The sequence below is a fragment of the uncultured Marivirga sp. genome (assembly GCF_963974845.1).
Classification (GTDB): Bacteria; Bacteroidota; Bacteroidia; order Cytophagales; family Cyclobacteriaceae; genus Marivirga; species Marivirga harenae.
Genome location: NZ_CAXBEQ010000002.1, coordinates 275,953 through 302,486, shown reverse-complemented (window position 1 = coordinate 302,486; position 26,534 = coordinate 275,953). Strand labels below are relative to the sequence as shown.

Annotated in this window: 21 protein-coding genes and 1 tRNA gene; 9 read left to right on the top strand and 13 right to left on the bottom strand. The window is 36.4% G+C overall.

Annotated elements, in window-relative coordinates:
• The first annotated feature begins 49 nt into the window (after nt 1-49).
• Entirely contained in the window at nt 50-1,177 is a 1,128-nt protein-coding gene (locus AAC601_RS05825; RefSeq protein ID WP_303270986.1) for an NAD(P)/FAD-dependent oxidoreductase, read from the top strand.
• A gap of 162 nt (nt 1,178-1,339) precedes the next feature.
• Here AAC601_RS05825 and AAC601_RS05820 read toward each other — a convergent pair whose 3' ends face one another.
• The 11 genes from AAC601_RS05820 to guaB form a co-directional block, all read right to left on the bottom strand.
• The gene (locus tag AAC601_RS05820; RefSeq protein WP_303270985.1) at nt 1,340-2,017 is read right to left on the bottom strand and encodes a hypothetical protein; all 678 of its coding nucleotides are present in this window, start codon (nt 2,015-2,017) and stop codon (nt 1,340-1,342) included.
• Nucleotides 2,018-2,373: 356 nt separating this feature from the next.
• Nucleotides 2,374-2,778, bottom strand: a complete 405-nt coding sequence (locus AAC601_RS05815; RefSeq protein WP_303270984.1) for a hypothetical protein — start codon at nt 2,776-2,778, stop codon at nt 2,374-2,376.
• Between the two features lie 107 nt (nt 2,779-2,885).
• Nucleotides 2,886-4,733 (bottom strand): ABC transporter ATP-binding protein, encoded by a 1,848-nt coding sequence (locus AAC601_RS05810; protein ID WP_340152741.1) that lies wholly within the window; start codon nt 4,731-4,733, stop codon nt 2,886-2,888.
• A 180-nt stretch (nt 4,734-4,913) separates the two neighbouring features.
• Nucleotides 4,914-5,819, bottom strand: a complete 906-nt coding sequence (locus AAC601_RS05805) for an oxidoreductase (RefSeq protein WP_303270982.1) — start codon at nt 5,817-5,819, stop codon at nt 4,914-4,916.
• Between the two features lie 178 nt (nt 5,820-5,997).
• Nucleotides 5,998-6,504 carry a hypothetical protein gene (locus tag AAC601_RS05800; protein ID WP_303270981.1) on the bottom strand — a complete coding sequence of 169 codons (507 nt, stop codon included), beginning with the start codon at nt 6,502-6,504 and terminating at the stop codon, nt 5,998-6,000.
• 113 nt (nt 6,505-6,617) lie between these two features.
• Nucleotides 6,618-7,511, bottom strand: coding sequence for an alpha/beta hydrolase (locus AAC601_RS05795; protein WP_303270980.1), 894 nt, complete (start codon nt 7,509-7,511; stop codon nt 6,618-6,620).
• Between the two features lie 321 nt (nt 7,512-7,832).
• Complete coding sequence (locus AAC601_RS05790) at nt 7,833-8,576, bottom strand: response regulator (protein WP_303270979.1); 744 nt, start codon at nt 8,574-8,576, stop codon at nt 7,833-7,835.
• Nucleotides 8,577-10,529: a sensor histidine kinase gene (locus AAC601_RS05785; RefSeq protein WP_340152740.1), complete on the bottom strand. Its 1,953-nt coding sequence runs from the start codon at nt 10,527-10,529 to the stop codon at nt 8,577-8,579. It lies immediately after the preceding gene.
• 286 nt (nt 10,530-10,815) lie between these two features.
• On the bottom strand, nt 10,816-12,858 hold the full coding sequence (locus tag AAC601_RS05780; RefSeq protein WP_340152739.1) for a M3 family metallopeptidase: 2,043 nt from the start codon (nt 12,856-12,858) through the stop codon (nt 10,816-10,818).
• 399 nt (nt 12,859-13,257) lie between these two features.
• Entirely contained in the window at nt 13,258-13,671 is a 414-nt protein-coding gene (locus tag AAC601_RS05775) for a nuclear transport factor 2 family protein (protein ID WP_303270976.1), read from the bottom strand.
• Nucleotides 13,672-13,804: 133 nt separating this feature from the next.
• Nucleotides 13,805-15,277 carry an IMP dehydrogenase gene (guaB, locus tag AAC601_RS05770; protein WP_303270975.1) on the bottom strand — a complete coding sequence of 491 codons (1,473 nt, stop codon included), beginning with the start codon at nt 15,275-15,277 and terminating at the stop codon, nt 13,805-13,807.
• 113 nt (nt 15,278-15,390) lie between these two features.
• Here guaB and AAC601_RS05765 point away from each other — a divergent pair, with 113 nt between their 5' ends.
• On the top strand, nt 15,391-17,019 hold the full coding sequence (locus tag AAC601_RS05765; protein ID WP_340152738.1) for a carbon starvation protein A: 1,629 nt from the start codon (nt 15,391-15,393) through the stop codon (nt 17,017-17,019).
• A 3-nt stretch (nt 17,020-17,022) separates the two neighbouring features.
• Here AAC601_RS05765 and AAC601_RS05760 read toward each other — a convergent pair whose 3' ends face one another.
• Together AAC601_RS05760 and AAC601_RS05755 are read right to left on the bottom strand one after the other, a co-directional pair.
• Nucleotides 17,023-17,394 (bottom strand): nuclear transport factor 2 family protein, encoded by a 372-nt coding sequence (locus AAC601_RS05760; RefSeq protein WP_340152737.1) that lies wholly within the window; start codon nt 17,392-17,394, stop codon nt 17,023-17,025.
• Between the two features lie 128 nt (nt 17,395-17,522).
• Nucleotides 17,523-18,950, bottom strand: a complete 1,428-nt coding sequence (locus AAC601_RS05755; protein ID WP_303270972.1) for a hypothetical protein — start codon at nt 18,948-18,950, stop codon at nt 17,523-17,525.
• A 166-nt stretch (nt 18,951-19,116) separates the two neighbouring features.
• On the opposite strand from AAC601_RS05755, the gene AAC601_RS05750 reads away from it, so the two are divergent.
• From AAC601_RS05750 to pyrF, 7 genes are all read left to right on the top strand, one after another.
• Nucleotides 19,117-20,265: an aminotransferase class V-fold PLP-dependent enzyme gene (locus AAC601_RS05750; RefSeq protein WP_340152736.1), complete on the top strand. Its 1,149-nt coding sequence runs from the start codon at nt 19,117-19,119 to the stop codon at nt 20,263-20,265.
• Nucleotides 20,266-20,348: 83 nt separating this feature from the next.
• Nucleotides 20,349-20,822: a regulatory protein RecX gene (locus tag AAC601_RS05745; protein WP_340152735.1), complete on the top strand. Its 474-nt coding sequence runs from the start codon at nt 20,349-20,351 to the stop codon at nt 20,820-20,822.
• A 117-nt stretch (nt 20,823-20,939) separates the two neighbouring features.
• A tRNA-His gene (locus AAC601_RS05740) sits at nt 20,940-21,015 on the top strand.
• Between the two features lie 439 nt (nt 21,016-21,454).
• The gene (locus AAC601_RS05735) at nt 21,455-21,823 is read left to right on the top strand and encodes an endonuclease domain-containing protein (RefSeq protein ID WP_340152734.1); all 369 of its coding nucleotides are present in this window, start codon (nt 21,455-21,457) and stop codon (nt 21,821-21,823) included.
• A gap of 444 nt (nt 21,824-22,267) precedes the next feature.
• Nucleotides 22,268-24,733, top strand: coding sequence for a DNA translocase FtsK 4TM domain-containing protein (locus tag AAC601_RS05730; RefSeq protein ID WP_340152733.1), 2,466 nt, complete (start codon nt 22,268-22,270; stop codon nt 24,731-24,733).
• Nucleotides 24,734-24,752: 19 nt separating this feature from the next.
• Nucleotides 24,753-25,388: an outer membrane lipoprotein carrier protein LolA gene (locus tag AAC601_RS05725; RefSeq protein WP_303270967.1), complete on the top strand. Its 636-nt coding sequence runs from the start codon at nt 24,753-24,755 to the stop codon at nt 25,386-25,388.
• Nucleotides 25,389-25,514: 126 nt separating this feature from the next.
• Complete coding sequence (gene pyrF, locus AAC601_RS05720) at nt 25,515-26,330, top strand: orotidine-5'-phosphate decarboxylase (protein WP_340152732.1); 816 nt, start codon at nt 25,515-25,517, stop codon at nt 26,328-26,330.
• Nucleotides 26,331-26,534: the final 204 nt, after the last annotated feature.

Here is a 26,534-nt window from a genome sequence, read left to right as displayed (position 1 = left end):
AAAACTCCTTGACGAAGAGAGTGTTTAAGGGTTATATAAATTTGTGATTTTGGATAAAAATAAGTTTAAGGTAATAGTTGTCGGAGGTGGTTTAGCGGGTTTGATTTCGTCAATATGTTTACAAAGGTCAGGCGTTAAAACTCTTTTGATTGAGAAAAAAGAGTACCCTTTTCATCGTGTTTGCGGAGAATATATCTCCAACGAAGTGAAGCCATTTTTGGAAAGAATGGATTTATTTCCTGCTCATTTTAATCCTTCAGTACTCAACAAATTCAACTTATCGGATATTAAAGGTAATATTGCGGAAATTGATTTGCCTTTGGGCGGATTTGGCATTAGCCGTTTTCAGTTGGATGACTTTTTATATCAAAAAGCTGTGGAAACGGGAGTAGAGGTTAAAACCAAAACAGAGGTAAGTGATATTTCATTTAATGAAGATGAGTTTACAGTGAAGCTGAAAACTGGAGAACAGCTCAATTCAGATTTTGTAATCAATGCATATGGAAAAAGATCGAAGCTCGACAAGACTTTCAATAGAGATTTTATAAAGCGGAAATCCCCTTTCCTGGGGGTGAAATATCATGCAAAAATTGATTTCCCGAAAGATGTTATTGGCCTATATAATTTCAAAGGAGGCTATTGCGGGGTAAGTCATGTGGAGGATGAAAAAGTTAATATCTGTTATTTAAGTAGGAGGGAAAATTTAAAAAATAACAGTAATATAGCAGAGATGGAACAGGCCATTTTGTTTCAGAATCCTATTTTGAAAGATATTTTTGAAAGTGCTGAAATGCTTTTTGAAAAGCCTGAAGTCATCAATGAGATTTCATTTGAAAGAAAAGCCTCAGTTGAGAATCATATGCTGATGGCAGGGGATACTGCCGGACTGATTACACCTCTTTGTGGTAATGGGATGGCCATGGCCATTCACAGTGGATTCATAGCTAGTTCTACTATAATTAATTTCTATGAACAGAAAATTAAGGATAGGGCAGAAGTAGAATCTCAATACGAAAAGGTTTGGAATAATCACTTCGCAAAAAGATTGTGGGTTGGAAGGAAAACGCAAAACCTATTTGGAAACCAATTCAGGGCTAGCTTATCAGTGGGGTTTGTAAATAAATTTCCCTCAATGGCTAAAAAGTTAATTCAGCAAACTCATGGTGAAGTTTTTTAGCAATGAAATTTGCTTTAAGCCTGAGGATTACTGAATTCTAATTCGAAGTGAAACTGATTCTAATGTCAACATCATACATCCTTACTTATATGACATAAAAATAGCGCCCCAACTTAATCCTGAAGCGCTATTTTCTGTTTTTTGGAAAACGTATTACTACTTTTAAAACGAATATCCAATTCCTATAGAAGGCACCGTAAAAGATGGTTTTTCCCCAAATATTAAATCCATTCCATAAATTACAGCGTTTCCAATTGCCATTTCAACCAAATCATCAGAAGCAAAACCCAATAGTGTGGTAGAAGTGAATCCTACTTGAAAAAAGACACTATGAGAGGGTTTTTGGAATCTATAATGCATGGAGAAAGTGCTTGTAGGAATTCCGTAATTTCTTGTTTCCTCTTGTCTATTGGAGTACCATTGCCCATAGTATCCTGCCCAGCCAAAACCCATAGTAAACAAATGGCTTTTTCTTCCAACCAACATATTAAACTCAAAGCTTGCATTTGCTAGTGTTAACTTATTATACTCAGGAAATTTAAAGTAAAACCCGCCAATTTTTGCTCCAAAGTTAATAAGACCATTTTTGGTTATTATTCGCTCGTAGTTAATTGATGCTGGAACAGAAGTTCCGAGAAGGTTTAAGTATATCGTATTTCTACTAAACTTTTCACCCTTTATCCTTTGCTCGCCCTTTATTGTGCGAAGCTGGGGAGGGGTAGTTGCTGCTTCCACTCGCGTAGTTGGGGTAGGTTTTTTCTTTGGTTCTATTTTTATGGTTGTTTGTGCATGTGCGGCAATGTATCCCAACACTAATATTATCGTAAATAATTTTTTCATAGTATTTTTTTTGATGAAGAAAGCAAATATCAAACTTAGTGCCACTATGAAAAATCTGGTATTTTCATTGTTCAATTTCATTAAACCAGGTAGCAAAAAACACTTAAATATGATAAGTGGCTATAAATCTAATGTAAATATTCCAATTTTGATATAATTATTAGCATCATTCTTTTACTACTCGCTTTCTATAAATCCCGTTTAGAACTGGGATAGAGGCTTGAATGATCCGAGATCTGCACTTGGGGTGCTATGACTAGCATTAGAGTTTCAACTTTAGAAATCTGCTTTGACTTGACTTTAATTCCACAATACTAAAGAGAGGGCCACAGTTAGAGTAATAGAATCAAACTTCTTCACAGAATTAAAAAAACAAGATCAGCCAGCAGCAGCACTTGCAATACAAAAATTAGTGTACTTATTTTCTTTTTTGAAAAATAAGCAAATGCCATAGTAATCAGTACCAGGAGAGGTATGAAAAGACTCGATATATAACGGAGAGAATAAGTATCACTTTTCTCAAAACTGAGCAGTCTATACTCATTTACTTCTTTGAAGAGCAATGACACCTCAAATTCTATTCTTTCATTAATGTCTATTTCTTTGGCATAATCTCCTGTAATGTAGAAATCATATTGAGAAGTGGAAACTTTATAGGAATAATGAAAATTTCGTGCTGCATTAAAGTATTGTTGTCGCTCTTTTTGTACAGTAGAGATTTCATCTATCACCTTATTCCCTGGTATCAGAAAATCAACCATGATAATTAGAGCAAGTATACTATACAGACTGTAAAAAAAGAAACGTAACTTATTGTGATCAAAACTCATCTCTGTCTGTCATATTATATTTTCTTGTAATTAGATGGTTATTGATAACCAGCAGCCTGCAAATTAAATAATTCTGAATATAGTTGCTTGTTTGCCATCAATTCTTCGTGTGTTCCAATCTCCAATACCTTTCCTCCTTTGAGGACCATGATACGGTCTGCAATCCGGACGGTACTAAATCGATGGGAAATAATGACCGCTGTTTTGCCTTCCGTCAAGGAGATAAAGCGATCAAAGGTTTCTGATTCAGCTCTAGCATCCAGTGCTGAAGTCGGTTCGTCCAGAATCAGAACGTCTGCATCTTTCATATAAGCTCGAGCCATGGCAATTTTCTGCCACTGTCCTCCAGATAAATCTTTTCCATCTCTAAATCGCCTGCCTAATTTTTGATCATAGCCATTGGGTAGCTCTTGAATGACCTCCTCGGCAAGACTCTTCTCTGCTGCCTTTTGAAGTCGATCTTGATTTTCCAATTCTTCAATTTCACCCACTGCAATATTTTCTCGAAGGCTCAGGTCAAACTTCACGAAATCCTGAAAAATAACCCCAAACCGATCGTGATATTCGACAGCATCAAACTTATGAATTGGAATGCCATCAAGTAGAATCTCTCCTTCCGTGGGCGCATAAAATTGCAATAGTAATTTAATGAGTGTTGATTTGCCTGCTCCGTTTTCTCCAACTAACGCTAGTTTTTCTCCAACTTTTAGTTGAAAGCTAACGTTTCGGATTACCCAGTTTTCTGAACGAGGATATTTAAATCCAAGGTTGCGAAATTCGAAACCTTCTTTAATAGTTTCAGGCAAAGGAAGGTTTTCCTCTTTCATTGTTTCAGTGATCTGATCTGAGCTGTAGGAAGTCCGCAAATCCAGAAACTCGAAATAATCTTGTAAATACAGGGCGCGCTCCGTTATGGCTGTGAATCTTATAAACAGACCTTGCAGCTTGCTTCTTAGACGATTAAATGAGCCTGACAGAAAGGTAAGATCACCTATGGTGAGCACGCCAGCAACGGTTCGGAAAACAATAAGTACATAAGCACCATAATAAGCACAGGTGCTGATAATGTTGAAAAAGGAGCCCCAGGTTGCACGTTGATAGGATAGCTTCTTGCTCTCTTTATAATATTGCTGAGATAGCACGCTAAATCGATCTGCCAGGTAGCCGGAGAGCCCAAAAAGTTTGACCTCTTTTGCTGTGACATCACTTGCACCTACATAGCGGAGATAGTCCAATTCTCTGCGCTCCTGCGTCCAGCTTCTGGCTAGAGAATAGCTTGTGCCGCTAAACTTGATTTCATTTAATATTGTAGGGATGATAGACAGCACCAATAAAATAATGAGCCAGGGTTCAAATACCACGACACCAGTAAGGAGGGAGGCAATTACAATAATATCCTGTCCTTGGGTAAGTATATTAGACATTAGCCCTACTCGACCGGTTGTTTGCTGTCTTGCCCGTTCCAGTTTGTCATAAAATTCAGAATCTTCCAGTTGCGAAAGCGTGAGCTGGGCGGTTTTTTTGATGATTTTTACTGATGAGCCAATCGAATATTGATCTCCTAAAAGCGCATCTGTATGAGTAGTAAGCCTGCTAAGTAAATCAGAGGCAATCGCTAAACCAAATTCAAGAAGTATGAACAACCATAACTGACTCATGTCTTCTGTTTTGGCATTTATCTGCAAAACGATTTCATCAATAATCAGCTTCCCGACCCAAAGCATACTTATCGGTAGTAAAGCGCTAATTATGCGACAAATCAAGTTTGAATAAAAAAGGAAAGGGTTTACCTTTCGGATTTCAGTGAAGAAACGTGGGACAAATTGGAGCGTAGCAAAACTATCTTTTAGACTTACACGCTGGGGTTTAAAGGATTGAGGCGCCAAATGCTGTTGTTTTTAGATTGAAGACTATAAGCTAATTTACTCTTTTATGGGCTGATTGTTTTCCGGAGGTGCTAACCTTCCTTAAGAACATACATTTATTACAGGTCTTTGGTGCTTAATCAGTCAGACTGCCTTCATTTTTCTAAGAAGACTTTCTCATTTGACCTATTTTGTCTTCATCTATAAATACTTCAAACCCACCAGCTCTTCCGACTTTTCCCACAGTCGATTAGCAGTATCCTCATCTTTTGCTAAGTCCGTGCTCGACACTTTACCAGGCTTCCCTTTGAACTCATTAAACCCAGTTGGACCAAAATAATCACCACCTTCTGCATCGCCAATTGCTGCTACAAGGGTAGGTTTAGCACCTTCTTTTGGAGCATGCGTGAGGAAAGGGGCCACTGTATATTTTAAAAGTGAGTAAACTATTTTCGGCATATGTCTCGCTAATTCAGTAGTGGCAATACCTGGATGTGATGCGGTTGAGATTGTATTTTCATAACCTGCTTTCTCTAATCTCCTCTGTAATTCAAAAGTAAACATCAAGCAAGCTAACTTTGATTGCCCATATGCATCTGATGCCGAATATTTCTTTTCACTTTGCAAGTCGTCAAAATTGATTTTACCGCTTTTATGCGCAATAGAACTTAAGGTAACGATTCTGGAATTCGGTGTTTTCAAGACCGTATCCAATAACAAACCTGTGAGAAGGAAATGCCCAAGGAAATTGGCTTGCAGCTGAAGTTCGTACCCATCTTTAGTCTTTGTGTAGGGTGGCATCATTACTCCTGCATTATTAATTAAAACGTCTAGGTGATCATATTTAGATTGATAGGATTTAGCAAAATTATGAACTGACTCTAAGCTACTTAAGTCGATCTCCATTACTTCCAGGTCTGCCGTTGGAACTTCCTCTTTTATGCTGTCTTTAGCGGCATTGGCTTTATTCATGCTACGGCAAGCCATTATCACTTTAGCTCCTTTTTTCGCCAGAGATAAACTGTTCTCGTAACCTAGCCCAGTATTTGCTCCAGTCACAATGAAGTTCCGTCCGTCTTGTTCTGGTAAATTATTTATCTCGTCCATGTTTTGTTGTTTTTACTAAGCTTAATTAATCTGTGACTCCATGCATTAGTTGATTGAAATCTTGAGGTCATTCATAAATTATCAAAATGCAATGCTTTAATTAAAAATAGCGACAATTTCGATTTACACCCTATTGTTGTAATGAACATTAACTGAATTCAGGCCATAAGTGTTACTTTCAATTTGTTCTTAAAAAATCAGTTACCACAGTATTATGGCCAGACTCCATTTCACAAGTCCAACTATCTATCCACCACCTACCATTCTCGTAATGAAGCTGGATGCTATTTAATCCGCGTAAATTTGATTTCCTTTCAGGATCAGTCCTGATCTCAAATGCACTCCATACCTGAGCCATATTGCCAAACCGGCTTACCTTTCTTTTCAGTTCGTGCTCGTAAAAATCTTCTTTGGGAGATAATGCCAACGGGATATATTCCTCTGCCAATGAATGCGATTGAGCGTTTCCGTTTTCGTCAATTCTAGTGATGACAGCATTCTTAGCATGAATAAATTGATCTCTTTCAAATTGCCATGGATCTTCACTTGAACCAGAAATGACCTGATAATAAGCATTGATGATGCCATCTATTGATTTTACATCGTTCGCATATTTGTCTTCTGCAGTTTGAGCGAAAAGAGCTGACGAACCCATCAATGCGGTTAGGAGTAATAGGTGTTTCATGATGTAAGAGTGATTGTTTAATGATTCTTTTTTTCAGTTTTCGGCTTCCCTTTTTTTAAAATCATTATTTTCTAGTGCTTTTATATTTAAAATATTGTCAACAATTGTTCATTTTACAAGTCATTCAAAAACACGAATATTTTTGCGTATGCAGCTTCTAATTCTTCCTCGTTTGGACTGTGTTTTCCATCAGGCACGTAAGTTAGGACATCTTTACGCTCTCGTAATTTTGCAGTGAATTCCTCAAATGTTGAAGGGGGAATTTGATCGTCTTGCCCGCCATGCCATAAAAAAATGGGAGGGTCATTTTCATCAAAATAAGTATTAGGCTCATAAACAGCCACTACTTCTTTTGTTGCATAACCTTCTGATGGGAATAGTGCCTTCCCTGCCTTTCTGAATAGTTCGTAATCGTAATCGATAAATATTTTTTCTATTACTTCCAGATCATCTACCGGACCAGAAAAGTTGATTATACCCTTAATTGTTATTCCATCATCTAGTTTGTCCGGAAAAGAGGGGTTATTTTGAGCTAAACCGACATTTGATGCGATCTGTGCACCTGCAGAAAAACCAGTTAAGATGATGTTGTTTAAATTTAAATTATACTTACTGTTTTGGTCTTTTAGGTAATTGAGGGCATTGGTAAGATCGTTTGTAGCGAGCGGAATGCCCCTTTTAATTCGATAATTCATATTCACCACATTCAAACCTTTTTTCAAGTAGGGTTGGATATAAATTTCCTCTTCAGTTTTATCGCTTAAGTAATACGCTCCACCATGGAGGAAAACGATTGTGTAATTATTATTCCTGTAAGATTTTGCGTCTTTAGAAAGATAGATGTCCATTTTTTGTTCAGCATCTGAGCTGTAGAAAACATCTTTCAATATTTCGTAAGTCTCAGAAATTTCATCGCTTGTCTTGTCTGGTATTGAAGTCAACTCTTTAGAACAAGATGATAAAATCACTAAGCTTATGATTGACAAATAGATTATTATATTTCTCATTTTTTTGCATGTATTGTAAAAGAGGATGAATTAGTATTTCATCGAATTTTCCTATCGTAGATTTCATTTAAAAGGAATTTCAACCCTCTTGTTGTAGTAAGTTGAGAATTATTTATCTAAGGAGAAACCGATCAAGGACGAATGCGCTGTCTTACTGTCCAAGGGTGGTGGTTTTCTGTCCGGAGGAAACAAATTGGAAATCTAGAAAAAAACAGGTCTGAAGTTACGATTAGAGAATATAGTTTCCCTAGATGAATTACGTAGTTGTTAGTATTGAGAGTACGAGTAAGGTTGCTTGACCTTTGGGAAAGTAATAGAATTCTAAATTGTCTGAATGCGCTTTAGCAATTCATCTTTTTGTGATTTAGTAACTGGAAGTGCTTTGTTCCCAATGACTACATGTGTGTTACCTATTTCTTTTATTTGAGAAAGGTTAATAATGTACGACCTGTGAGTTCTTAAAAAATGCTTAGCTGGAAGCTTTTCATCCATTTCTTTTAGTGACATAACTACCAAATACTCTTTGCTATTAGAGAAAATGCGACAGTAGTTTCGTTCGGCTTCAATGTAGAGGATATCCTTAATATCTACCTTTACCATTGAATTTAAATGCCTTACAAAAATACAATCACTTAAAAGGAAGGAATTATTATTTTGAGATTCTAGATCAGCATTGTTTTTGACCTTCGACTCCATTTGGTTTATAGTCAGTTCAATGGTCCGTTGCAAATCTAATTTCTTAAAAGGCTTGGAGATAAAGCCGAATGGTTTCGTTGCTTTTGCTCTGTTGAAATGCGCATCATCTGTATTGGCCGTCAAGTAAATAATAGGAATATCATGTGTTTTTTGCATGGTTAAAGCAGTCTCAATTCCATCTAAATCTCCTTTAAGGTTAATGTCCAGCAACATGATGTCTGGGGTGTTTTTCTCTATCTGTTGCAGAGCCTCTTCACCCCTTGGAATGATTCCAGTCACCTCGTAACCTAATTCATTTAGTTGTAATGAAATGTTTGCTCCAATTAGCATTTCATCTTCTACGATTAATATTTTTAGCTTTTCGCTCATTTATGCACTTTTCTTAATAAGGAAATCAAATTCAATATGAGTGCCTTCTTTGGTATGCTCCTTCATCTTTCCGTTCAATTGCTGAGTTAATAACTGCACTAATTGTGAGCCAAAGCCTGTTCCTTTAGGGGCTAAACCAACTACTTTACCCACACCATTATCGTCAACTTTTAGTCTTAAATTATCATCCGAAGTCTTTTCTAAACTGATGAGAATAGTCCCCTGATCTTTTTTTACAAATGCATATTTGAGTGCATTAGTCAAAAGCTCGTTTACAATAAGCCCGATGGGGACTGCTGTATCCACATCCAGCTCTAAATTATCCATAGCGCATTCAATCTTTACTTTTTCTTCTGCATTGAAGGTATCCAGAATGCCTTCGCTAAGGTTTAGGAAGTAGTCCTTCATTTCTATACTGCCAAGATTTGTTCCCTGATATAATTTTTGATGGATGATGCCCATTGATTGTACTCTATTTTGGCTAGCGATCATAGCCTCCTTCGTGGCAGGGTCATCAATCTGAGCAGACTGCAAAGCAATTAGACTTTTGACCATCTCTAGATTATTTTTCACTCGATGATGTATTTCTTTGAGGAGTAGTTCATTTTCTTCATTTCGCTTATCAAGCAACTCGTTTTTATGAGCCAACTCTTCATTCAATCCTTTTAGCTTCTTATTACTCTTTTGTTTTAACCTGAAATTGCGATATAATAAAGCGATCAATAAAGCACCAATAACTAAGGCGGCAATATAAATGAATTGTCGTTGCCGATTTGCTGCGAGCTGTTTATCTTGATTAAGAACGTTTAGTTGTAATTCACTTTCTCGCAGGCTTCTCTGGTTTCTCTCCACCTCAATCACATTATTTGCCTCTGAATATTCAATATAGTGCTCAAGTGCTTTTTTGTAGTCACCTTGAAGTTCGTATGCATTAAATAATTTCCAAATAAAAAATGCAGTATTTGCCCTGGTATTAATTGTAATCGAGGCATTCTTTGCTATTTCAAAGTATTGAATTGCCTTAATATAATTACCTTCCACCTCTGCAATCTCTCCCAACAAGAGGTGAGCAAATTGATACAGGTCAATAGTTTTTAGATTATATTTTTCCAAATTTTCGATAGTCTTATAGAGGTAGGTTTTCGCCTCTTCGTATTTTTCTTTTTTAATCAGCTTGCTGCCCATGGAATAAGAGTGCCATGTATGATGAAATGGATTAGTGATTTGAGGTAATAGCCCTGCAATTTGATCCATATAATAGTAGCTCGAATCAGAATTGGCATCTGCATAATGATAAGTTAAAACCTTATAAATCGTCATAAGTGCCTCATTCTTGTCCGGATAATCGGAATTCTCGTAAGCAATCACACTTTCTCTCATATATTGAAAAGACTCTTCTTGCTCCTCTAGCAAACCGTATTGATATAAAAATCTACCTTTATCTTTCAATAATTTAAGCTGTATTTCAGGTCGTGGATCATTTTCTAATAGGTTTTGGGCTTTGACAAAAAGCTCAAGCCCAGGTTTTGGCTCTCCTCTAATAATTTTTATTAAGGCCCAATTGATCAGCAAATCATAACCCAAAATCTTGTCTTTCCTACTTTCTGGAATTTTTTCATAATACCCCCAGCCTATTGGTGCAAGCGAATCCACTACATTGAAATTATGAGACCTGTTTGCTCTATCCGTGATATCGCGATATAGGTCAGCCAAAAGATCATAACGTAAAGGTTCAGTATTTTGGAGAAGTGCTGCAGCAGAGTCCAAATAAAAAACGGTACTATCTCTATTAAAATGAGGCATTTCTTTAAACCACAACGCTTTCTGTTGATATCTGCTACTTCGTGCAACTGCTTCATCATAAGAAAGGTCCTGGCTGATGCCATGGCCCAGCTCAAAAAGGAGAAATGAAACTATACAAAATACTTTAAACATATTACCTCTCGTAATCATTTCTGAAAATGAACTTGTAGTAGTTTTAAATATACAACAGATTCTAAGTAAAATGCATGTAAATAGTAATAATTTTGTACTAAAAAGGAATAATTTTTAGTATTTGATGTTGTTGTGAGAATGGATATTTTTTGCAGGAAATGCTTTTTACTAGCTTCACTAGACAGGAATTTGAACTAAGTTTTATAGACTATTTAAAACAAAAAAAATAGCACCAAGAAAAATCCTGATGCTATGTAAGTATTTTAATAAGATTAAAAACTGAATTATGTATGGGTCCTTACAATTATTTCAATCCAGCACGCTGTAGTAAAGCCTCAATTTTGGGCTCTCTGCCTCTGAATCTTTTGTATAATTCCATTGGGTGTTCGCTGCCTCCTTTTGAAAGAATATTGTCTTTAAAGGATTGAGAGACTTCCTTGTTGAATATGCCTTTTTCTTTGAATAAGGAGAAAGCATCGGCATCCAAGACTTCCGCCCATTTGTAGCTGTAATAACCAGATGCATACCCACCAGAAAATATATGTCCGAACTGGGTGCTCATCAAAGTCCCTTCCACACTCGGAAATAACTTGGTAGGTGCCATGGCTTTTTCTTCAAATTCTTCGACATCTTTAATGTCCTTTGCTTCTTCTCTTTCCAATGTGAAATAAGCCATATCCAAAAGCGCTAAGCTCACTTGCCTAACAGTGGCATAGGCTTCATGATAAGTACTGCTGGCCTTTATTTTATCTACATAGTCTTGCGGGATTTTCTCTCCTGTTTCATAATGCTTAGCAAATAAATCGAGGCATTCTTTCTCATAACACCAGTTTTCAAATATCTGTGAAGGTAACTCCACAAAATCCCAATACACATTTGCTCCTGTTAGGCTTCCATATCGGCCATTACCTAACATGGCATGTAAGGCATGACCAAATTCATGGAAAAGAGTGGTGACTTCGTTGAAAGTCAATAAACTCGGATTGTCTGGAGTGGAAGGAGTAAAATTACAAACATTGGAAACTAACGGTCTGAATTCTTCTCCGTTTTTTCTGTATTGATCCCTATAAGTCGTCATCCAAGCGCCTCCTCTTTTGCCTTCTCTTGGGTGAAAATCAGCATAGAAAATAGCCACTTGTTCACCAGCCAAATTGCTCACTTCATAAGTGGTGACGTCCTCATGATAGACCGGAATACTCTTAACTTCTTTAAAGCGGATATCATATAATTTCTCCGCGGATTGAAATACGCCATCTAAAACATTTTCTAGTTTGAAATAAGGTCGAAGCAATTCATCGTCTATCGCATATTTCTTCTTTTTCAACTTTTCAGAATAATAAGCCCAATCCCAACGCTGGAGGTCAATATCTTCTCCTAATTCTTTAACAAAGGACTCTATTTCGGCCACTTCTTCTTGTGCCTTAGGCAAAGATTGCTTTAATAGGTCACTTAAAAACTGCTGGACGTTGTCTTTGCTTTCAGCCATTCGTTCTTCAAGTACATAATCTGCATAAGTATCATAACCTAAAAGGGATGTTTTTTCACTTCTTAGGTTGACAATTTCTTTGATGATGGTTTTATTATCATACTCATCGTTTTTGTTGGCCTTAGACATAAAGGCTTTATAAAGCTCCTTTCTTAAAGCACGATTGTCTGCATTTTCCATAAAAGGAACAAAGCTTGGAGCTTGTAAAGTAAACACCCATTTTCCTTCTTTACCTTTAGCTCTTGCAGTATTTTTGGCTTGTTTTTTAGCAGAATCAGGTAATCCACCTAAATCCTTTTCATCCGAAATGACCAATTCATAATCATTGGTTTCCGCCAATACGTTTTCCCCAAATGTGAGACTGAGTTGGGAAAGCTTTTTGGTCATGTCCTTAAAACGCGCTTTATCTTTTTCATTCAAATCCGCACCGTTTCTGATAAAGGCTTTATATGTTTTATCCAGTAGCATTTTCTGCTCATGATCTAGCTCCAGTTGGTTTTTCTGATTGTAAACCACTTTTACTCGCTCAAATAAATCAGCGTTTTGCCAAATGTCATTTCCAAATTCCGAAAGAATGGGAGAGGCTTCTCTCGTTACTTCTTGAATTTTCTCATTGGTTTCGGCACTATTTAGGTTAAATAAAATAGAGGAAACCGAACTTAATTTTTCACCAGCAAATTCCATCGCCTCTAGTGTATTTTCAAAAGTGGGCGTCTCAGACTGCGAGGTAATGTTTTTAATTTCTTGTTTAGCCTCTGTAATAGCGCCCTCTATAGCCGGCATAAAATGCTCTGATTTTATATGGTCAAATGGAGGGGTTTGAAATGGGGTGTTAAATTCTTTTAATAATGGATTATCCATAAATATATTTTCTTGTTAGAATTTCGAATGCAAACTTAAGTTGTTTAGTACGGAATTGGGGAATGGATAGATTAATAAAAAGTAAAAAAAGCCATTTCCTTCTGATATTCCTGGGTGGTTTATGATTACCATTTATGCCTTGAGTTTTCTTTTTAATCTTTTTTATCAAGAAAAAAGGATAGAACAAATCAAGAAAGTTTAATGCTTCTGCCCTCATGGCCTCGCTGGCTTGTCTGCACAAGCAGGCCCGCTAAACTTTCCTCCCCCTCGCTTTTCCGAGTTCCTCGAAATTGGTCGTGTTAGTTCTTTTTCAACTTATTGGTAAAAGTATCATTATCAAATTAAAAAGCTAAAGTTATTCTGTGCGTTTTTCCCCAGTTGGGGGGAATTAAAAGGGGGCTATAATTTCTTTTTTATGGATCGGATTATACTTCCCAAAATAGGAATGTTTTCATAGAACAGCTCGCCTGCATCAAAATAGTCTCTCTGGCTGATTATTTCATTTTCGAAGATCAGGACCGAAATTCCGGATGCTTTTACATTCTTTTTTGGTCTTTTTAATTTTAAATTCATTTCCCAAGATAGATAGGCTTTATTACCCATAATTGATTCATCTGTAAAATGGAAAGTACCTTCTATCAGATTTTCATTTAACTTTTGAAAGTATGCTTTGAGATTTTCAATTCCATCTATTTCGTGAATAGGATCTTTGAAAACTATATCTTCAGAATAAATCTCTTCCAGTATAGAAATGTTATTAAAATCTATTGGAGAGAAGTAATGCTTAAATTTTTCAAGGGTTGTAGTGTTCATGATCTTAGGTAGGTCGCTGTCTTGGAAATTTAACCAAAAAAATAGTTTACAAAAAACACTACAAAAAGAAATAGCGTCAGTCGCCTAACGCTATTGCAATATTTCCTAAATCATTTGACTTAGAATTTTGAATCTACTTCCTACTATAATTCGGAGCTTCTCTAGTGATATGTACATCATGCGGATGACTTTCGGCTACTCCTGCTGCAGTGATTTTAACAAATTTAGCTTCTTTTAATTGCGCTAGGTTTGCTGCTCCGCAATATCCCATACCAGCTTTTAGTCCTCCAATCATTTGGTGTAGTACTTCAGAAACCAAGCCCTTGAATGGCACTCTACCAGAAATTCCTTCCGGCACTAATTTTTTAATATCATCTTCTGCATCTTGGAAGTAACGATCTTTACTTCCCATATTCATGGCTTCCACAGAACCCATACCACGGTAAGATTTGAATTTCCGTCCTTCAAATAAAATCATTTCGCCAGGAGCTTCTTCTGTTCCCGCTAAAAGAGAACCTATCATTACACTATCAGCACCGCCAGCTAAAGCCTTTACCACATCACCTGAAAAACGAATACCGCCATCCGCAATAATCGGAACGCCTGTATCTTTTATAGCTTTATAAGTCTCATAAACTGCGGATAACTGTGGAGCTCCCACTCCGGCCACTACTCTTGTCGTACAAATACTGCCCGGACCAACCCCTACTTTTACGGCATCTGCGCCTGCATCTACCAATGCTTTAGCCGCTTCTGGGGTAGCAATATTTCCAACAATTAGTTCTAAATCAGGGTAAGCCTTCTTTATACGAGCTGCGGTATCAATTACTCCCTTGCTATGACCGTGCGCTGTGTCGATAGTCACAACATCTACACCTGCTTTAACTAAAGCATCGATTCTCTCATCGATATCGCCAGTTACTCCAACAGCAGCGCCAACCCTTAATCGTCCAAATTCATCCTTGCAAGCGTTAGGCTTATCTTTTTTCTTCAAAATATCTTTGTAGGTAATCAAACCCATCAAAGTTCCTGATTTATTAATAATCGGTAGTTTTTCAATTTTATATTCTTGTAAGACTTCTTCAGCTCCCTCCAAATTAATACCTTCTTCAGCGGTAATTAATTTCTCACTTGTCATCACTTTCTCAACCGAAACTTTATTGTCTTTCTGAAATCTTAAATCTCGATTAGTTACAATTCCTAACAATTTTTTGTTGGAATCTACAACTGGAATACCACCGATCTTATTTTCCCTCATGATTTTCAAAGCATCGCCCACTGTGCTATTGATATGCAAAGTGATTGGATCTAAGATCATTCCACTTTGTGAACGCTTTACTTTCCTGACCTCCATCGCATGCTGCTCGATAGACATATTTTTATGGATAAATCCCATGCCGCCTTCAAGCGCCATAGCAATGGCCAAATGATGCTCTGTTACGGTGTCCATAGCAGAGGAAATCAAAGGAATATTTAAAGTTATATTTCTTGTTAATTTTGAGGAAGTGTCAGTTTCTCTTGGTAATACTTCTGAATATCCTGGAAGCAGTAATACGTCATCGTAGGTTAAAGCTTCGTAAACGAATTTGGATGTGTCTAAGCTCATAATGCAAATAATTAGCTGTGATTATTTGCAGGGCAAAAGTACGAAGATACTTTCATTATCGGAAATTAGTTATTAATATTATTTTATTAAGAGTCCATAAATAATATCTATATATGAGTCTACCATTACTGTTGATTTTATCTGCCATTGTTTTAATCAGCGCTTATTTCACTTATGGCCGATTTATCAGTAAAAAATTTGATATTAAAAATGATCATGAAACGCCAGCCCATACCCAAAAGGATGGAGTGGATTATGTCCCTTCTAATAAATTGGTAGTCTTGGGGCACCATTTTGCCTCTATTGCAGGTGCTGGCCCCATTGTTGGCCCCATAATAGCAGTTACTTTTGGCTGGATTCCGGCAGTGATATGGATTTTAGTAGGGGGTATTTTCATAGGTGCAGTTCATGATGTGGGAAGCATGGTGGCTTCATTAAGACATAAAGGAAAGTCCATAGGGGTTATTATTCATCAATATATTGGACGGAGCGGAAAACGGCTTTTTTTAATTTTTAGTTTCTCGACCTTAATTCTCATTATTGCTGTTTTTGCAGATATTATTGCCAAGACTTTTGTTAAAAATCCGGGGGTGGCCTCGACTTCTACATTTTTTATTATACTAGCACTGGCTTTCGGATTTTTCAATCGAAAATTAGCTCAGAAAAAATATGCTTTTGCATGGCTTTCAATTGTTGGGGTGATTTTGATGTATTATTTCGTGGTCCTTGGAAATAGCATTCCATTTGAGCTCAATTATATTTTTTGGGTTGTTCTTTTATTAGCATATGCTTTTGTGACCTCAGTTACGCCCATGTCTGTTTTGCTTCAACCTAGAGATTATTTAAGCAGTTTTTTGCTTTATGGTTTAATTCTCCTGGCCTTGGTGGGCGTTTTTGTTGCCAATCCAGAAGTGAAAATGGATAGTAATATTATTTTCGAGAGTGAGGATATTGGTTATTTATTTCCCGTTCTCTTTATTACTGTAGCTTGTGGTGCTATAAGTGGATTCCATTCCTTGGTAGCATCAGGGACCACTTCAAAACAGCTCAACAGAGAAACTGATGCCAAAGTGGTTGGATATGGAGGGATGTTGATTGAATCATTTTTGGCCATTATTTCAGTTTGTGCTGTGATGGTGATCAGCCGAACTGATTATGCTAGCAGTTTAGCAATAGATGGGCCGGTAAATATGTTCGCAGATGGAATGGGCTATGTGATATCTTCATTGGGAATAGAAGAAGGTTTAGCAGTAAATTTTGTAGCGCTTACTATTTCTGCTTTTGCACTAACTACTTTAGATACTTGCACCCGTTTAGCAAGATTCACCTTTCAGGAATTCTTTGAGGAAACTGAAAGCAAAAATGTTCATCGAATTACTCAAAATAGATTTTTATCCACTTTTGTAGTCGTAATACTTTCCTCCATTTTTTTACTTTCAGGAGAATTTACTACGCTTTGGCCAATTTTCGGTTCAGCTAATCAACTGTTGGCGGCACTTGCATTATTAGCCGTTTCCGTATGGTTGATAAAATCAGGAAAGAAAGCGGGGTTTTTATTGATCCCAATGTTTTTTATGTTCGTAGTAACGCTAAGTTCTCTATTTGTGCTGGCTTTTCAGAATTTTGAAAATGGGATTTACAGCATATCTATTATTTCAGGCTTGTTATTTGTTTTGGCAATTGTCTTGTTGGTTTTAGCAAAACGATGTTTAAAGACAGAAGATGAGGCTTTAAAAGCTTAGCATTTAAAGCATCCCGTTTTCATTTGTGATTTCATCTGGTATTTCTTGACCAACATCCCAAAGTTCAATGATTTTTTGATCTTTAAATTTGAAAAAATGTACCAATACAAATCCTAAATCCGCAAGGTTTTGCTTTACGTGTGAGTGAATTGCTATAAATTCTTCATCAGCTAAAGAACGCAAAATCTTTAGTTCTTTCTCAGGATTGTTTTGCGCATCTTCTAACATGGCATCTTTCAATGATTTTGCATCTCCTTTAAAGTAGGGATTGTGATGCTTGAAATCTTCTGCCACATAAACTTTAAAAGCCTCTTCAATTTGTGCAGAGGCAACCATTTCTAAGAAGGAAATTGCTATTTTTTTTTCAGCGGTCATCTAAAATAACTGTTAAGTTTCTCAATAATTGTAGCCTGAACTATTCTTACAACTACAATATAAATATTTCCGCTTAAAGCCAAGCTGGGGAAAGCAAAAAACCTGCCCATTTACGGGCAGGCTAAAAATTATTCATATTCAAAAACAGTACTGATTGACCAGTTAAAGTCATTTTCTAAGACAGATAGTTTCTGCCAAGTATCGGCAGATGGGGGCCCAACTGTAGGCTCGGGATCATCTGGAAAGTTTTCTAGGCTGATTCCCCCATTCATTCTACCGCTGGCAATTACCGAATTGTAAATAGGATTAATTATTTCTTCTAAGCTTGAAGTCGATATTTGATTGCCGTAACTTAATAGTAAGAATTCGACAGCATTATTATCTTTCAAAATAATTTTCTGCAATGACGCACTTGCGGAAATATTTATAAAGGTAAGATTTGGGTTGTGTGAGAAATCCAAAATCTCTGGACTCATACCTTCTCCATTGAATCCGTTCCGAAAGCTTTCTAAATTAGGTAAATTAAATAAGTTGATTTCTTTGATCGGTCCTTGACCATAGTAGGAATAAAAGTCTGTAATTTTATCAACATCGCCTGAGACACTGACAAAATATTCCCAATTACTTCCAAAGTTGTGACTAAAATTTTCCGAATAGTCAGTGGAAATTCTTGTTTCAGTATGACCATCTCCCCAATCAATAGTAATTTCTCCTACATAGCTTAAGCTAAATTCAAAATTAGCACTATACAACAACTGTGGTAATGCAATGAATGTGAGAGCAGGGTCTAAATGTATATTGATTAGTCCATTTTCATATTTATCAAATAGACTTTCTATAGTAAATGTTTCGCTATACATTGCGAAACCTTTTTTTATTAGCACCAAGCTAAACTCCTCGTCACCTATATTTGAAATACCTACGGAATTAATTTCTGGTTTTACGGTAAAGCGCTTGATGGTGTCCTCATTTTGAATAATCAATCCTTTTGCATGGGTTAATTCGCTTCCTTTTTCACTTAGCTTAAAAACACTGAGGAAAAAGAAGTCAGTGACTGTGAAAGGGAAAGAAATGTAACCGATATCTCGAGGATTTAACATCGAAACGTTTATCACTTCTATTTTTAATTGAGTGGAATTTGCACCATCTACTTCAAAATTAAGGGGTAGTGGATTTTTGACCAAATCCGCCTTAGTAGAGCCAGATATTGGAGTCGCATATAGTACTTCATTATCTGGACTGATTAATAAAAATTTTGTCAAGTTGTATTCTCCAGTGTTTAATTGCAGTGGTTTACTAACAAAATTTCCGTTAAAGGATAAGATTTCAAGGGTTTCATCTTCAAGAATATTTTCACCATTCACTGTCTCAATACTAATTTGTACATATGACCCTGCAGGTATAGCTAATACTTCTCGAGCCTGACCGTTTTCATTGCTTAGTGACAGATTAAAGTGAACCTTGCCAACTTCTTCTCCTTTTAAATTTTCTTTTTCAGGACTGCAACTGCATAGAAAGATTGCGCCCAAAAATACTACGGTTGATAGCGTTTTCATATCATTTTTTATTTAGTTCCTTATAAATATAATTAAAAAAAATCTAGTTATTATATTATATCGTATTTTTTTAGATGTAGCATTTGTTGAAAATATTCTAAATTTTCTATTCACAATTAGATGATGCTGTATTGGAGAATTTCTGGTTATTTCCCTAAATTTCAATATGCAAAACCAAAAACACCTTTTTGATCTTCCAGGTGATATCCACTACCTGAATGGAGCCTATATGTCTCCTAATTTGAAAGCAGTTGAAAAAGCAGGTATTGAAGGAGTAAAGCGAAAGACTAACCCTACCTCGATAAAGGAGGAAGATTTTTTTGATCCAGCGGAAGAGGTAAAGTCCTTATTTGGCAAATTGATTAACGCTCCTGCCAAGCAAATCACAATCATTCCTTCTGCTTCTTATGGCTTGATGAATGCTGTTCGGAATGTGCCTATTAAAAAAGGTCAACATGCCATAACAGTAAAGGAAGAATTTCCAAGTGACCACTTGACGTTGAGAAAATTTTGCACTGAGAATGATGCGGATTTGAGAGTCATTTCACCCCCTGAATTTATAAGCGGAAGAACTCAAGCTTGGACCGAAAAAATAGTCAATAGCATTAATGAAGATACTGCAGTTGTGGTGATGTCCTCCATTCATTGGATGGAAGGTTTGAAATTTGATCTAGAAGCTATAGGTGAAAAATGTAGTGCTACAAATACTTATTTTATTGTAGATGGAACTCAATCTGTCGGGGCTTTGCCAATTGACGTAAAGAAGTTTAAGATTGATGCCTTAGTATGTGCTGCCTATAAATGGCTTCTGGGACCATATTCCACTGGACTGGCTTTCTACAGTGATAAATTTGATGAAGGTGAACCTATTGAATATTCATGGATGACTAGAAAAGATGGGCATGATTTCAGTAAGCTTACCTCCTATCCTGAAAAATTTGCTGAAGGTGCCATGCGTTACAATGTTGGTGAATTTAGTAATTTCATTGCTTTGCCGATGATAAAATCCGCTTTGGAACAGATTCTGATTTGGGGTACTGAAAACATTCAAAATTATTGCTTTGAATTGATGAAACCCTTTAGGAGCTATTTGGAAACTAAGAGGATTGAAAAAGACGATGATCATATGGTCAGTGCTCATTTGTACGGATTATTTCTCCCAGACAAAGTAAATTCTACTTTACTGTTGGATGATTTTAAAGCAAATAAAATTCACCTGTCTGCCAGGGGTAGGTCTATAAGGATATCACCTCACCTTTACAATCATTCAAAAGATTTAGTCGCCACATTGGAAGTTCTTGATAGGCATTTCTAATTTTACTTTTTGCAATCTTTTGATCATTAAGTGATTTGCACAGTGTACGAAAATGCATTTAAATTGTAAGAGAAAGTAATTTTATGGCAAAACAACTCATTTATACTATTAAAGAAGGAAAGGCTAGGGGTGCAAGATACTGTGCCACTCAAGATCGTACCCAACAACAGGTTCGAGACAAGCTTTACGACTGGGGTTTGTATGGAGATGAAGTGGAAGAGGTAATCGCTTGGTTGATTTCTGAAGATTTTATCAATGAGGAGCGTTTTGCACAAAGCTACGTTCGAGGCCATTTTAGGTTAAAAAAGTGGGGTAGAATTAAGATAAAGCAGGGGTTGGAACAAAAAAAAATATCAGAATACTGTATAAAAGTGGGAATGAAGGAGATTGATGTAGAGGAATACCAAGATACAATTTTTAAGCTGTTAGAGAAAAAATGGAAGACTATCAAGGATTCCAATCAATACATAAAAAAGCAAAAGGTAGTTCGTTATTTATTACAGAAAGGCTTTGAATCAGATTTAGTTTGGAGTGAAATCGATAATTTGAAAGCTTAGACAAGTTTCAAATGCCAAAACTTATGAGTTGAAGAATTATTATCAGCAAGATTGTAATAATTTTTATCATATATTTTTATGAATTCATAATTCCTTCTTACCTTTGTGAGCTCAAATGGTGGATGTAGCTCAGCTGGTTAGAGTATCGGTTTGTGGTACCGAGGGTCGTGGGTTCGAGCCCCATCTTCCACCCATTAAAAAAAGCTCAAATCTTAATTGATTTGGGCTTTTTTTTGAAAAAATTAAAGAAAACTTCAGTTTATTTATTGCTTACATCCGTCAATTGGCGGAAGCTCTCTTAAAACGAGGGAGATACCCCTCAGTTCTGCGTACAGCCCCCCTATAACAGAGGAGCAATGGGCTTGTGTTAAACATTAACATTCCGCTATAAAAATAACATTATTTTAAAATGTCTGTCAGGGGTTGTTAGGTCAAATTATATTTACAAAATTAGCTAGAAGCACTCACCCGTTCCCCTCCTTAAAAAAGGAGGGGTGTCCGAAGGACGGGGTGGTTGTATGAAGAAGTGGGTTGGCCACAAGTCTGGTTGGTTTCAAAAAAAAACTTGCAAAATTAATCTTCAAACTTTTACTTAGATTATAGTAGCTACAACTTTCAACCGTTAATTGCTCGTGAAAAACTACCAAATCAACAATAGACCTGAATTAAAAGAAAATAGAAAAAGGCTAAGGAATAACGGAACCTCTGCAGAAGCTTTTTTATGGAATTACTTAAAAGGTAAACAATTAAAAAGTAGAAAATTTAGAAGACAGTTTAGTGTTGGGAATTATATTTTAGATTTTTATTGCCCTGCAGAAAAACTATGTTTTGAATTGGATGGTGCCGACCATTTTACTTCTGCAGGTTTTGATTATGATAAGAAAAGGACGGAATACTTAAATACCATCGGAATTACGGTAGTTAGATTTGAAAATAAAATAGTTTTTGAATCAATTGAAAATGGGTTGGAGGATATTATGAGTAATTTTAAGGAAGAATAAGCATCAAAATAATTCTATGGTCCCTAACGATAGCTAGCGGAAGTCTCCTAAAACAGGAGAAAGACACCTCTGTCCTGCGGACATCTCCCCTAAAACAGGGGAGAATTTAGCCTGTGCTAGATTTAACTTTCTACTATAAGAAACAACAGTATTTTCAATTATGTAGAGTAGGGATTAAAAATTTAATTAAAACTACAAAGTTTTTTAGAGGTACAGTCCCCGCACCCCTCCTTAAGCAAGGAGGGGTGCCGTAGGGTGGGGTGGTTGTATTAAGAACTGGGGTGTTCTTAGAGCAGGACGGTTGTATTAGAAATATTAGGCCAAAATAATAATCACCCATTATTTCAGTTATTCCTTTCCGAAAACAAATTTCTAATTGAAGATTTGTATTTTGCGCTTAAATTGAATTTATGCATTTTTACATATGCTTAGGAAGCATTATTTATGGCAAAGAACACTTATAAATCTAATACTTTTAAAAAGGGAACTGAAGAAAAGAAATCAAGAAAGCTAAATTTCGAATTTGGATTCTTGAAGGACAGGAGGCTACATCTCGCTTTTGGCTTCTTTCTTTTGACAGCCTCTATTTTTTTATTTACCGCCTTCGTGTCCTATTTGTTTACAGGTAAGGCTGATATGAGTGTATTACAGTCCGTTTCGGATACAGGAGTAAAAGCTTCAGGTGCTGAAATGGACAACTGGTTAGGTCTTTTGGGCGCCCAGTCTGCCTATTACTTCATTTTCAAGTGGTTTGGACTAGCCGCTTTTCTAATTCCACCTTTTTTATTTCTGACTGGTTACCGTATTACTTTCAATAAAGTAATTTTTTCTATTAAAAGTGCTTTTACCTTCATGCTGTTTTTCCTATTCTGGTTCAGCTTGCTATTGGGTTTTATGGTATTTGAATCTGGCAAAATCTCCGCATTCTCCTTCTTGTGTGGAGGTATTGGATATGAACTTGCCGTGCTTTTCAATAGTCTTTTTGGCTGGGGTACTTACCTAGTTTTAATACTTTCATTATTAATATTCATAGTCTTTTATTTTGATGTGACTTCTCTACTTTCATTCCAGTCCAAAATTGATAAAATAGGTCAAGTGAAGGATGAGGAAGTGAGCTTTTCTGAAGAAACATCAACTGAAAAAAAGGAAGAAGTAGTTACAAGGGAGGAAGAAACTGAGGAAGAAGTAACTGAAGAATCCTTTGATGATGCTAGCAGCTGGACCGTAACTGAGCAAAAACCTAAAAAAGCAACTCCTCAGGAGGAGCTCACTATGGAGGTGGAAAATACCCTTGAAAATAAAGTAATGCAAGAAGAACCCCCTCAGGAAGAGGCAAAGCAGGAAATGGAAGTGGAGGAATCATCCTTTGATGAAAAATTGGGTAAAAGGGTTGAGAATTATGACCCTACTTTAGATTTGTCGTCTTATAAATATCCTACTTTAGACTTATTGGCAGATCATGACTCAGGGAAAGTAAAAGTCACTCAGGAAGAACTGGAAGCGAATAAGGACAAAATTTTGGAAACCTTGACTAATTTCAAAATTAAGATCCAAAGTATTAAGGCAACTATTGGACCCACTGTCACGCTTTACGAGATTATCCCGGAGGCTGGGGTAAAAATTTCTAAAATTAAGAATCTAGAAGACGATATCGCGCTTAGCTTAGCGGCTTTGGGAATAAGGATAATTGCCCCAATTCCTGGCAAAGGAACCATTGGTATAGAGGTACCTAATAAGAACCGAGAAATGGTCAGCATGAAATCGGTATTGGCAACTGATAAATTTCTTAAAAGTGATAAAGAATTACCTATTATTATGGGTAAGACCATCAGCAATGATGTTTTTATTGCTGATCTAGCCAAAATGCCACATTTGTTGATGGCGGGAGCAACAGGTCAAGGTAAATCAGTCGGACTAAATGTTATGTTGGCGTCTCTGATTTATAAGAAACATCCTTCGCAATTGAAATTTGTTTTGGTGGATCCAAAAAAGGTGGAATTGACACTTTTTAATAAATTGGAAAGGCACTTTCTTGCGACCTTACCGGGAACAGAGGAACCCATTATAACCGATACTAAAAAAGTTGTAAATACCTTGAATTCTCTTTGTGTAGAGATGGATAGGAGATATGATTTACTGAAAGATGCAGGTTGCAGAAATTTAAAGGAGTATAATACTAAATTTGTGAGCAGAAAATTGAATCCCGAAAAAGGGCATAGATTTTTACCTTACATAGTTCTAGTTATAGATGAGTTGGCTGATTTGATGATGACAGCTGGAAAAGAGGTGGAAACCCCTATTGCAAGATTGGCGCAGCTGGCTCGAGCAATTGGAATCCATTTGATAATAGCTACTCAGAGGCCGTCAGTAAATGTAATTACAGGAATCATTAAAGCTAATTTCCCAGCTCGACTATCTTTTAGGGTAACTTCCAAAATTGATTCAAGAACCATTTTGGATACAGGGGGATCAGAACAATTAGTTGGAATGGGGGATATGTTGCTTTCCCAAGGATCGGATTTGATTCGTTTACAATGTCCATTTATTGATACTCCTGAAATTGATGAGGTAGTAGAGTATATTGGTAATCAAAGAGGTTATGAGCAAGCATATCAATTACCCGAATTTGCCGGAGATGATGACGAAAGTAAAGTAGGAGAGGTTGATTTATCTGAAAGGGATGCCTTATTCGATGAGGCAGCAAAACTAATTGTTTTGCATCAGCAGGGAAGTACCTCATTGATACAGAGAAAACTAAAGCTAGGATATAACAGAGCAGGAAGATTGATAGATCAATTGGAGGCTGCTGGTATTGTAGGGGCCTTCGAAGGTAGCAAGGCAAGAGAAGTGTTGATTCCAGATGAATATAGTTTGGAACAATTATTGAACAATATCGATAACAATCATTAAGAAACAGAAAAGATAAAAGATGAGAAAAATCACATTAATTATGATGCTATTTATTTTTAGCATCTCAGCATTTGCACAAAACGATCCCAAAGCCAAAGAGATTTTGGATAAGATGAGCGCTAAATACAGTAATATTGCTGGTTTTACAGCTACTTTCACTCAGACGCTGGAAAATAAAATGGAAGACATCACCGATACATTCAAGGGAGAAATTGTAGTGAGTGGTGATAAATTTAAAGCTGACGTGGCAGGTCAATTAATCGTAAATAACAATGAAACTGTTTGGACATACCTACGAGATGCCAATGAGGTCACCATTAATAATTACGATCAGGAGGCTGGAGAAATGAATCCAAGTAAAATTTATACAGCCTATAGAGAGGGATATAAGTATTTATACATGGCAGGAGAAGGTAATGCACAATATCATGTGATTGATTTAGTGCCAGAAGATAAAGACGAGTCTTTTTATAAAATCAGGTTGAAAATTGATAAGAAAACCAATTTGCTAGATAAATGGACTATTTTTGATCGGGCAGGTAATATCTTCAACTATGAAGTGACAAACTTCAAAGTGGACGATTCATTAACTGACAATGATTTCATTTTTAATCCGTCTGACTATCCTGATATAGAAGTTTTGGATTTTAGATAATCCGTTAATTAAATGATTGAAACCTGTCAGGTTAAAAGTGCTGAATAATTTATGCCTTAATCCAAGCATTACAGATTTAATTAATACGAAACCTGACAGGTTTCTTTAGCCTTCTTTTAAATAAGCATGAACTACCAAGAACTTTCAGAGCAAATAAAATCCAAATCAAGCTACTTATGTGTGGGCTTAGATACAGATCTTAAAAAAATCCCAAAGCATTTATTAAAAGAAAAAGACCCAATTTTCGAATTTAATAAGCAGATTATTGATGCTACTATTGATTATGCTGTGGCTTACAAACCCAATATTGCCTTTTACGAAGCACTGGGAATTAAGGGATGGGAAAGTTTACAGAAAACCATTGAATATCTGCCAAAGGATGTGTTCACCATTGCGGATGCCAAAAGAGGAGATATAGGCAATACATCAAAGATGTACGCGAAGGCATTTTTTGAGCAAATGAATTTTGATTCCATTACCGTTGCGCCCTATATGGGAAGCGATTCGGTTGAACCATTTCTTGAATTTGAGGATAAATGGGTGATTTTACTTGCTTTAACTTCTAATGAAGGTGGAAAAGATTTCCAGTTTGAAGAATTAAAATCAGGGGACAAAGTCTATCAAAAGGTGCTGGAGGTTTCTCAAAGGTGGGGTACCAAAGAAAACCTAATGTATGTGGTAGGTGCCACTCGTTCCAAAGAATTTCAGGAAATCCGGAAATCAGTACCTAGCCATTTCTTATTAGTGCCAGGCGTAGGAGCGCAAGGCGGGAATTTAGAAGAACTTTCAAAATATGGCTTGAATGAAAATGGAGGATTATTGGTAAATTCTTCAAGAGGGATTATTTACGCATCTTCTGGTGAAGATTTTGCGAAGGTAGCGGGTGAAAAGGCTAAAGGTATTCAAGAGGATATGAAGGGGTATTTGGATCAGTTTAGTTAAAATAGAGCGAAGAAGGCTATTGCACTGAATCATAGTGCAAAATACTCTAGCGAATTCTAAAAAAAATTACGCAGAGAAAAATCACTTCACAGACTTTATCAAATCCTTCACATGATTAAAAATGAAAGAAGCACTGATCAAGTTGATTCCCATCGAAACTATGTAAATTGTATTTATATCTATAATAGTTTCAGAATTACCAAA

What these genes read in the sequence shown, in the direction of transcription:
- AAC601_RS05790 (WP_303270979.1), bottom strand. Translation starts at nt 8,576, where the DNA reads ATGAGCGAAAAGCTAAAAATATTAATCGTAGAAGATGAAATGCTAATT.
- AAC601_RS05795 (WP_303270980.1), bottom strand. Translation starts at nt 7,511, where the DNA reads ATGAGAAATATAATAATCTATTTGTCAATCATAAGCTTAGTGATTTTA.
- AAC601_RS05805 (WP_303270982.1), bottom strand. Translation starts at nt 5,819, where the DNA reads ATGGACGAGATAAATAATTTACCAGAACAAGACGGACGGAACTTCATT.
- AAC601_RS05775 (WP_303270976.1), bottom strand. Translation starts at nt 13,671, where the DNA reads ATGAACACTACAACCCTTGAAAAATTTAAGCATTACTTCTCTCCAATA.
- AAC601_RS05785 (WP_340152740.1), bottom strand. Translation starts at nt 10,529, where the DNA reads ATGATTACGAGAGGTAATATGTTTAAAGTATTTTGTATAGTTTCATTT.
- AAC601_RS05725 (WP_303270967.1), top strand. Translation starts at nt 24,753, where the DNA reads ATGAGAAAAATCACATTAATTATGATGCTATTTATTTTTAGCATCTCA.
- AAC601_RS05820 (WP_303270985.1), bottom strand. Translation starts at nt 2,017, where the DNA reads ATGAAAAAATTATTTACGATAATATTAGTGTTGGGATACATTGCCGCA.
- AAC601_RS05760 (WP_340152737.1), bottom strand. Translation starts at nt 17,394, where the DNA reads ATGACCGCTGAAAAAAAAATAGCAATTTCCTTCTTAGAAATGGTTGCC.
- AAC601_RS05755 (WP_303270972.1), bottom strand. Translation starts at nt 18,950, where the DNA reads ATGAAAACGCTATCAACCGTAGTATTTTTGGGCGCAATCTTTCTATGC.
- AAC601_RS05780 (WP_340152739.1), bottom strand. Translation starts at nt 12,858, where the DNA reads ATGGATAATCCATTATTAAAAGAATTTAACACCCCATTTCAAACCCCT.
- guaB (WP_303270975.1), bottom strand. Translation starts at nt 15,277, where the DNA reads ATGAGCTTAGACACATCCAAATTCGTTTACGAAGCTTTAACCTACGAT.
- AAC601_RS05815 (WP_303270984.1), bottom strand. Translation starts at nt 2,778, where the DNA reads ATGGTTGATTTTCTGATACCAGGGAATAAGGTGATAGATGAAATCTCT.
- AAC601_RS05750 (WP_340152736.1), top strand. Translation starts at nt 19,117, where the DNA reads ATGCAAAACCAAAAACACCTTTTTGATCTTCCAGGTGATATCCACTAC.
- AAC601_RS05745 (WP_340152735.1), top strand. Translation starts at nt 20,349, where the DNA reads ATGGCAAAACAACTCATTTATACTATTAAAGAAGGAAAGGCTAGGGGT.
- pyrF (WP_340152732.1), top strand. Translation starts at nt 25,515, where the DNA reads ATGAACTACCAAGAACTTTCAGAGCAAATAAAATCCAAATCAAGCTAC.
- AAC601_RS05730 (WP_340152733.1), top strand. Translation starts at nt 22,268, where the DNA reads ATGGCAAAGAACACTTATAAATCTAATACTTTTAAAAAGGGAACTGAA.
- AAC601_RS05765 (WP_340152738.1), top strand. Translation starts at nt 15,391, where the DNA reads ATGAGTCTACCATTACTGTTGATTTTATCTGCCATTGTTTTAATCAGC.
- AAC601_RS05800 (WP_303270981.1), bottom strand. Translation starts at nt 6,504, where the DNA reads ATGAAACACCTATTACTCCTAACCGCATTGATGGGTTCGTCAGCTCTT.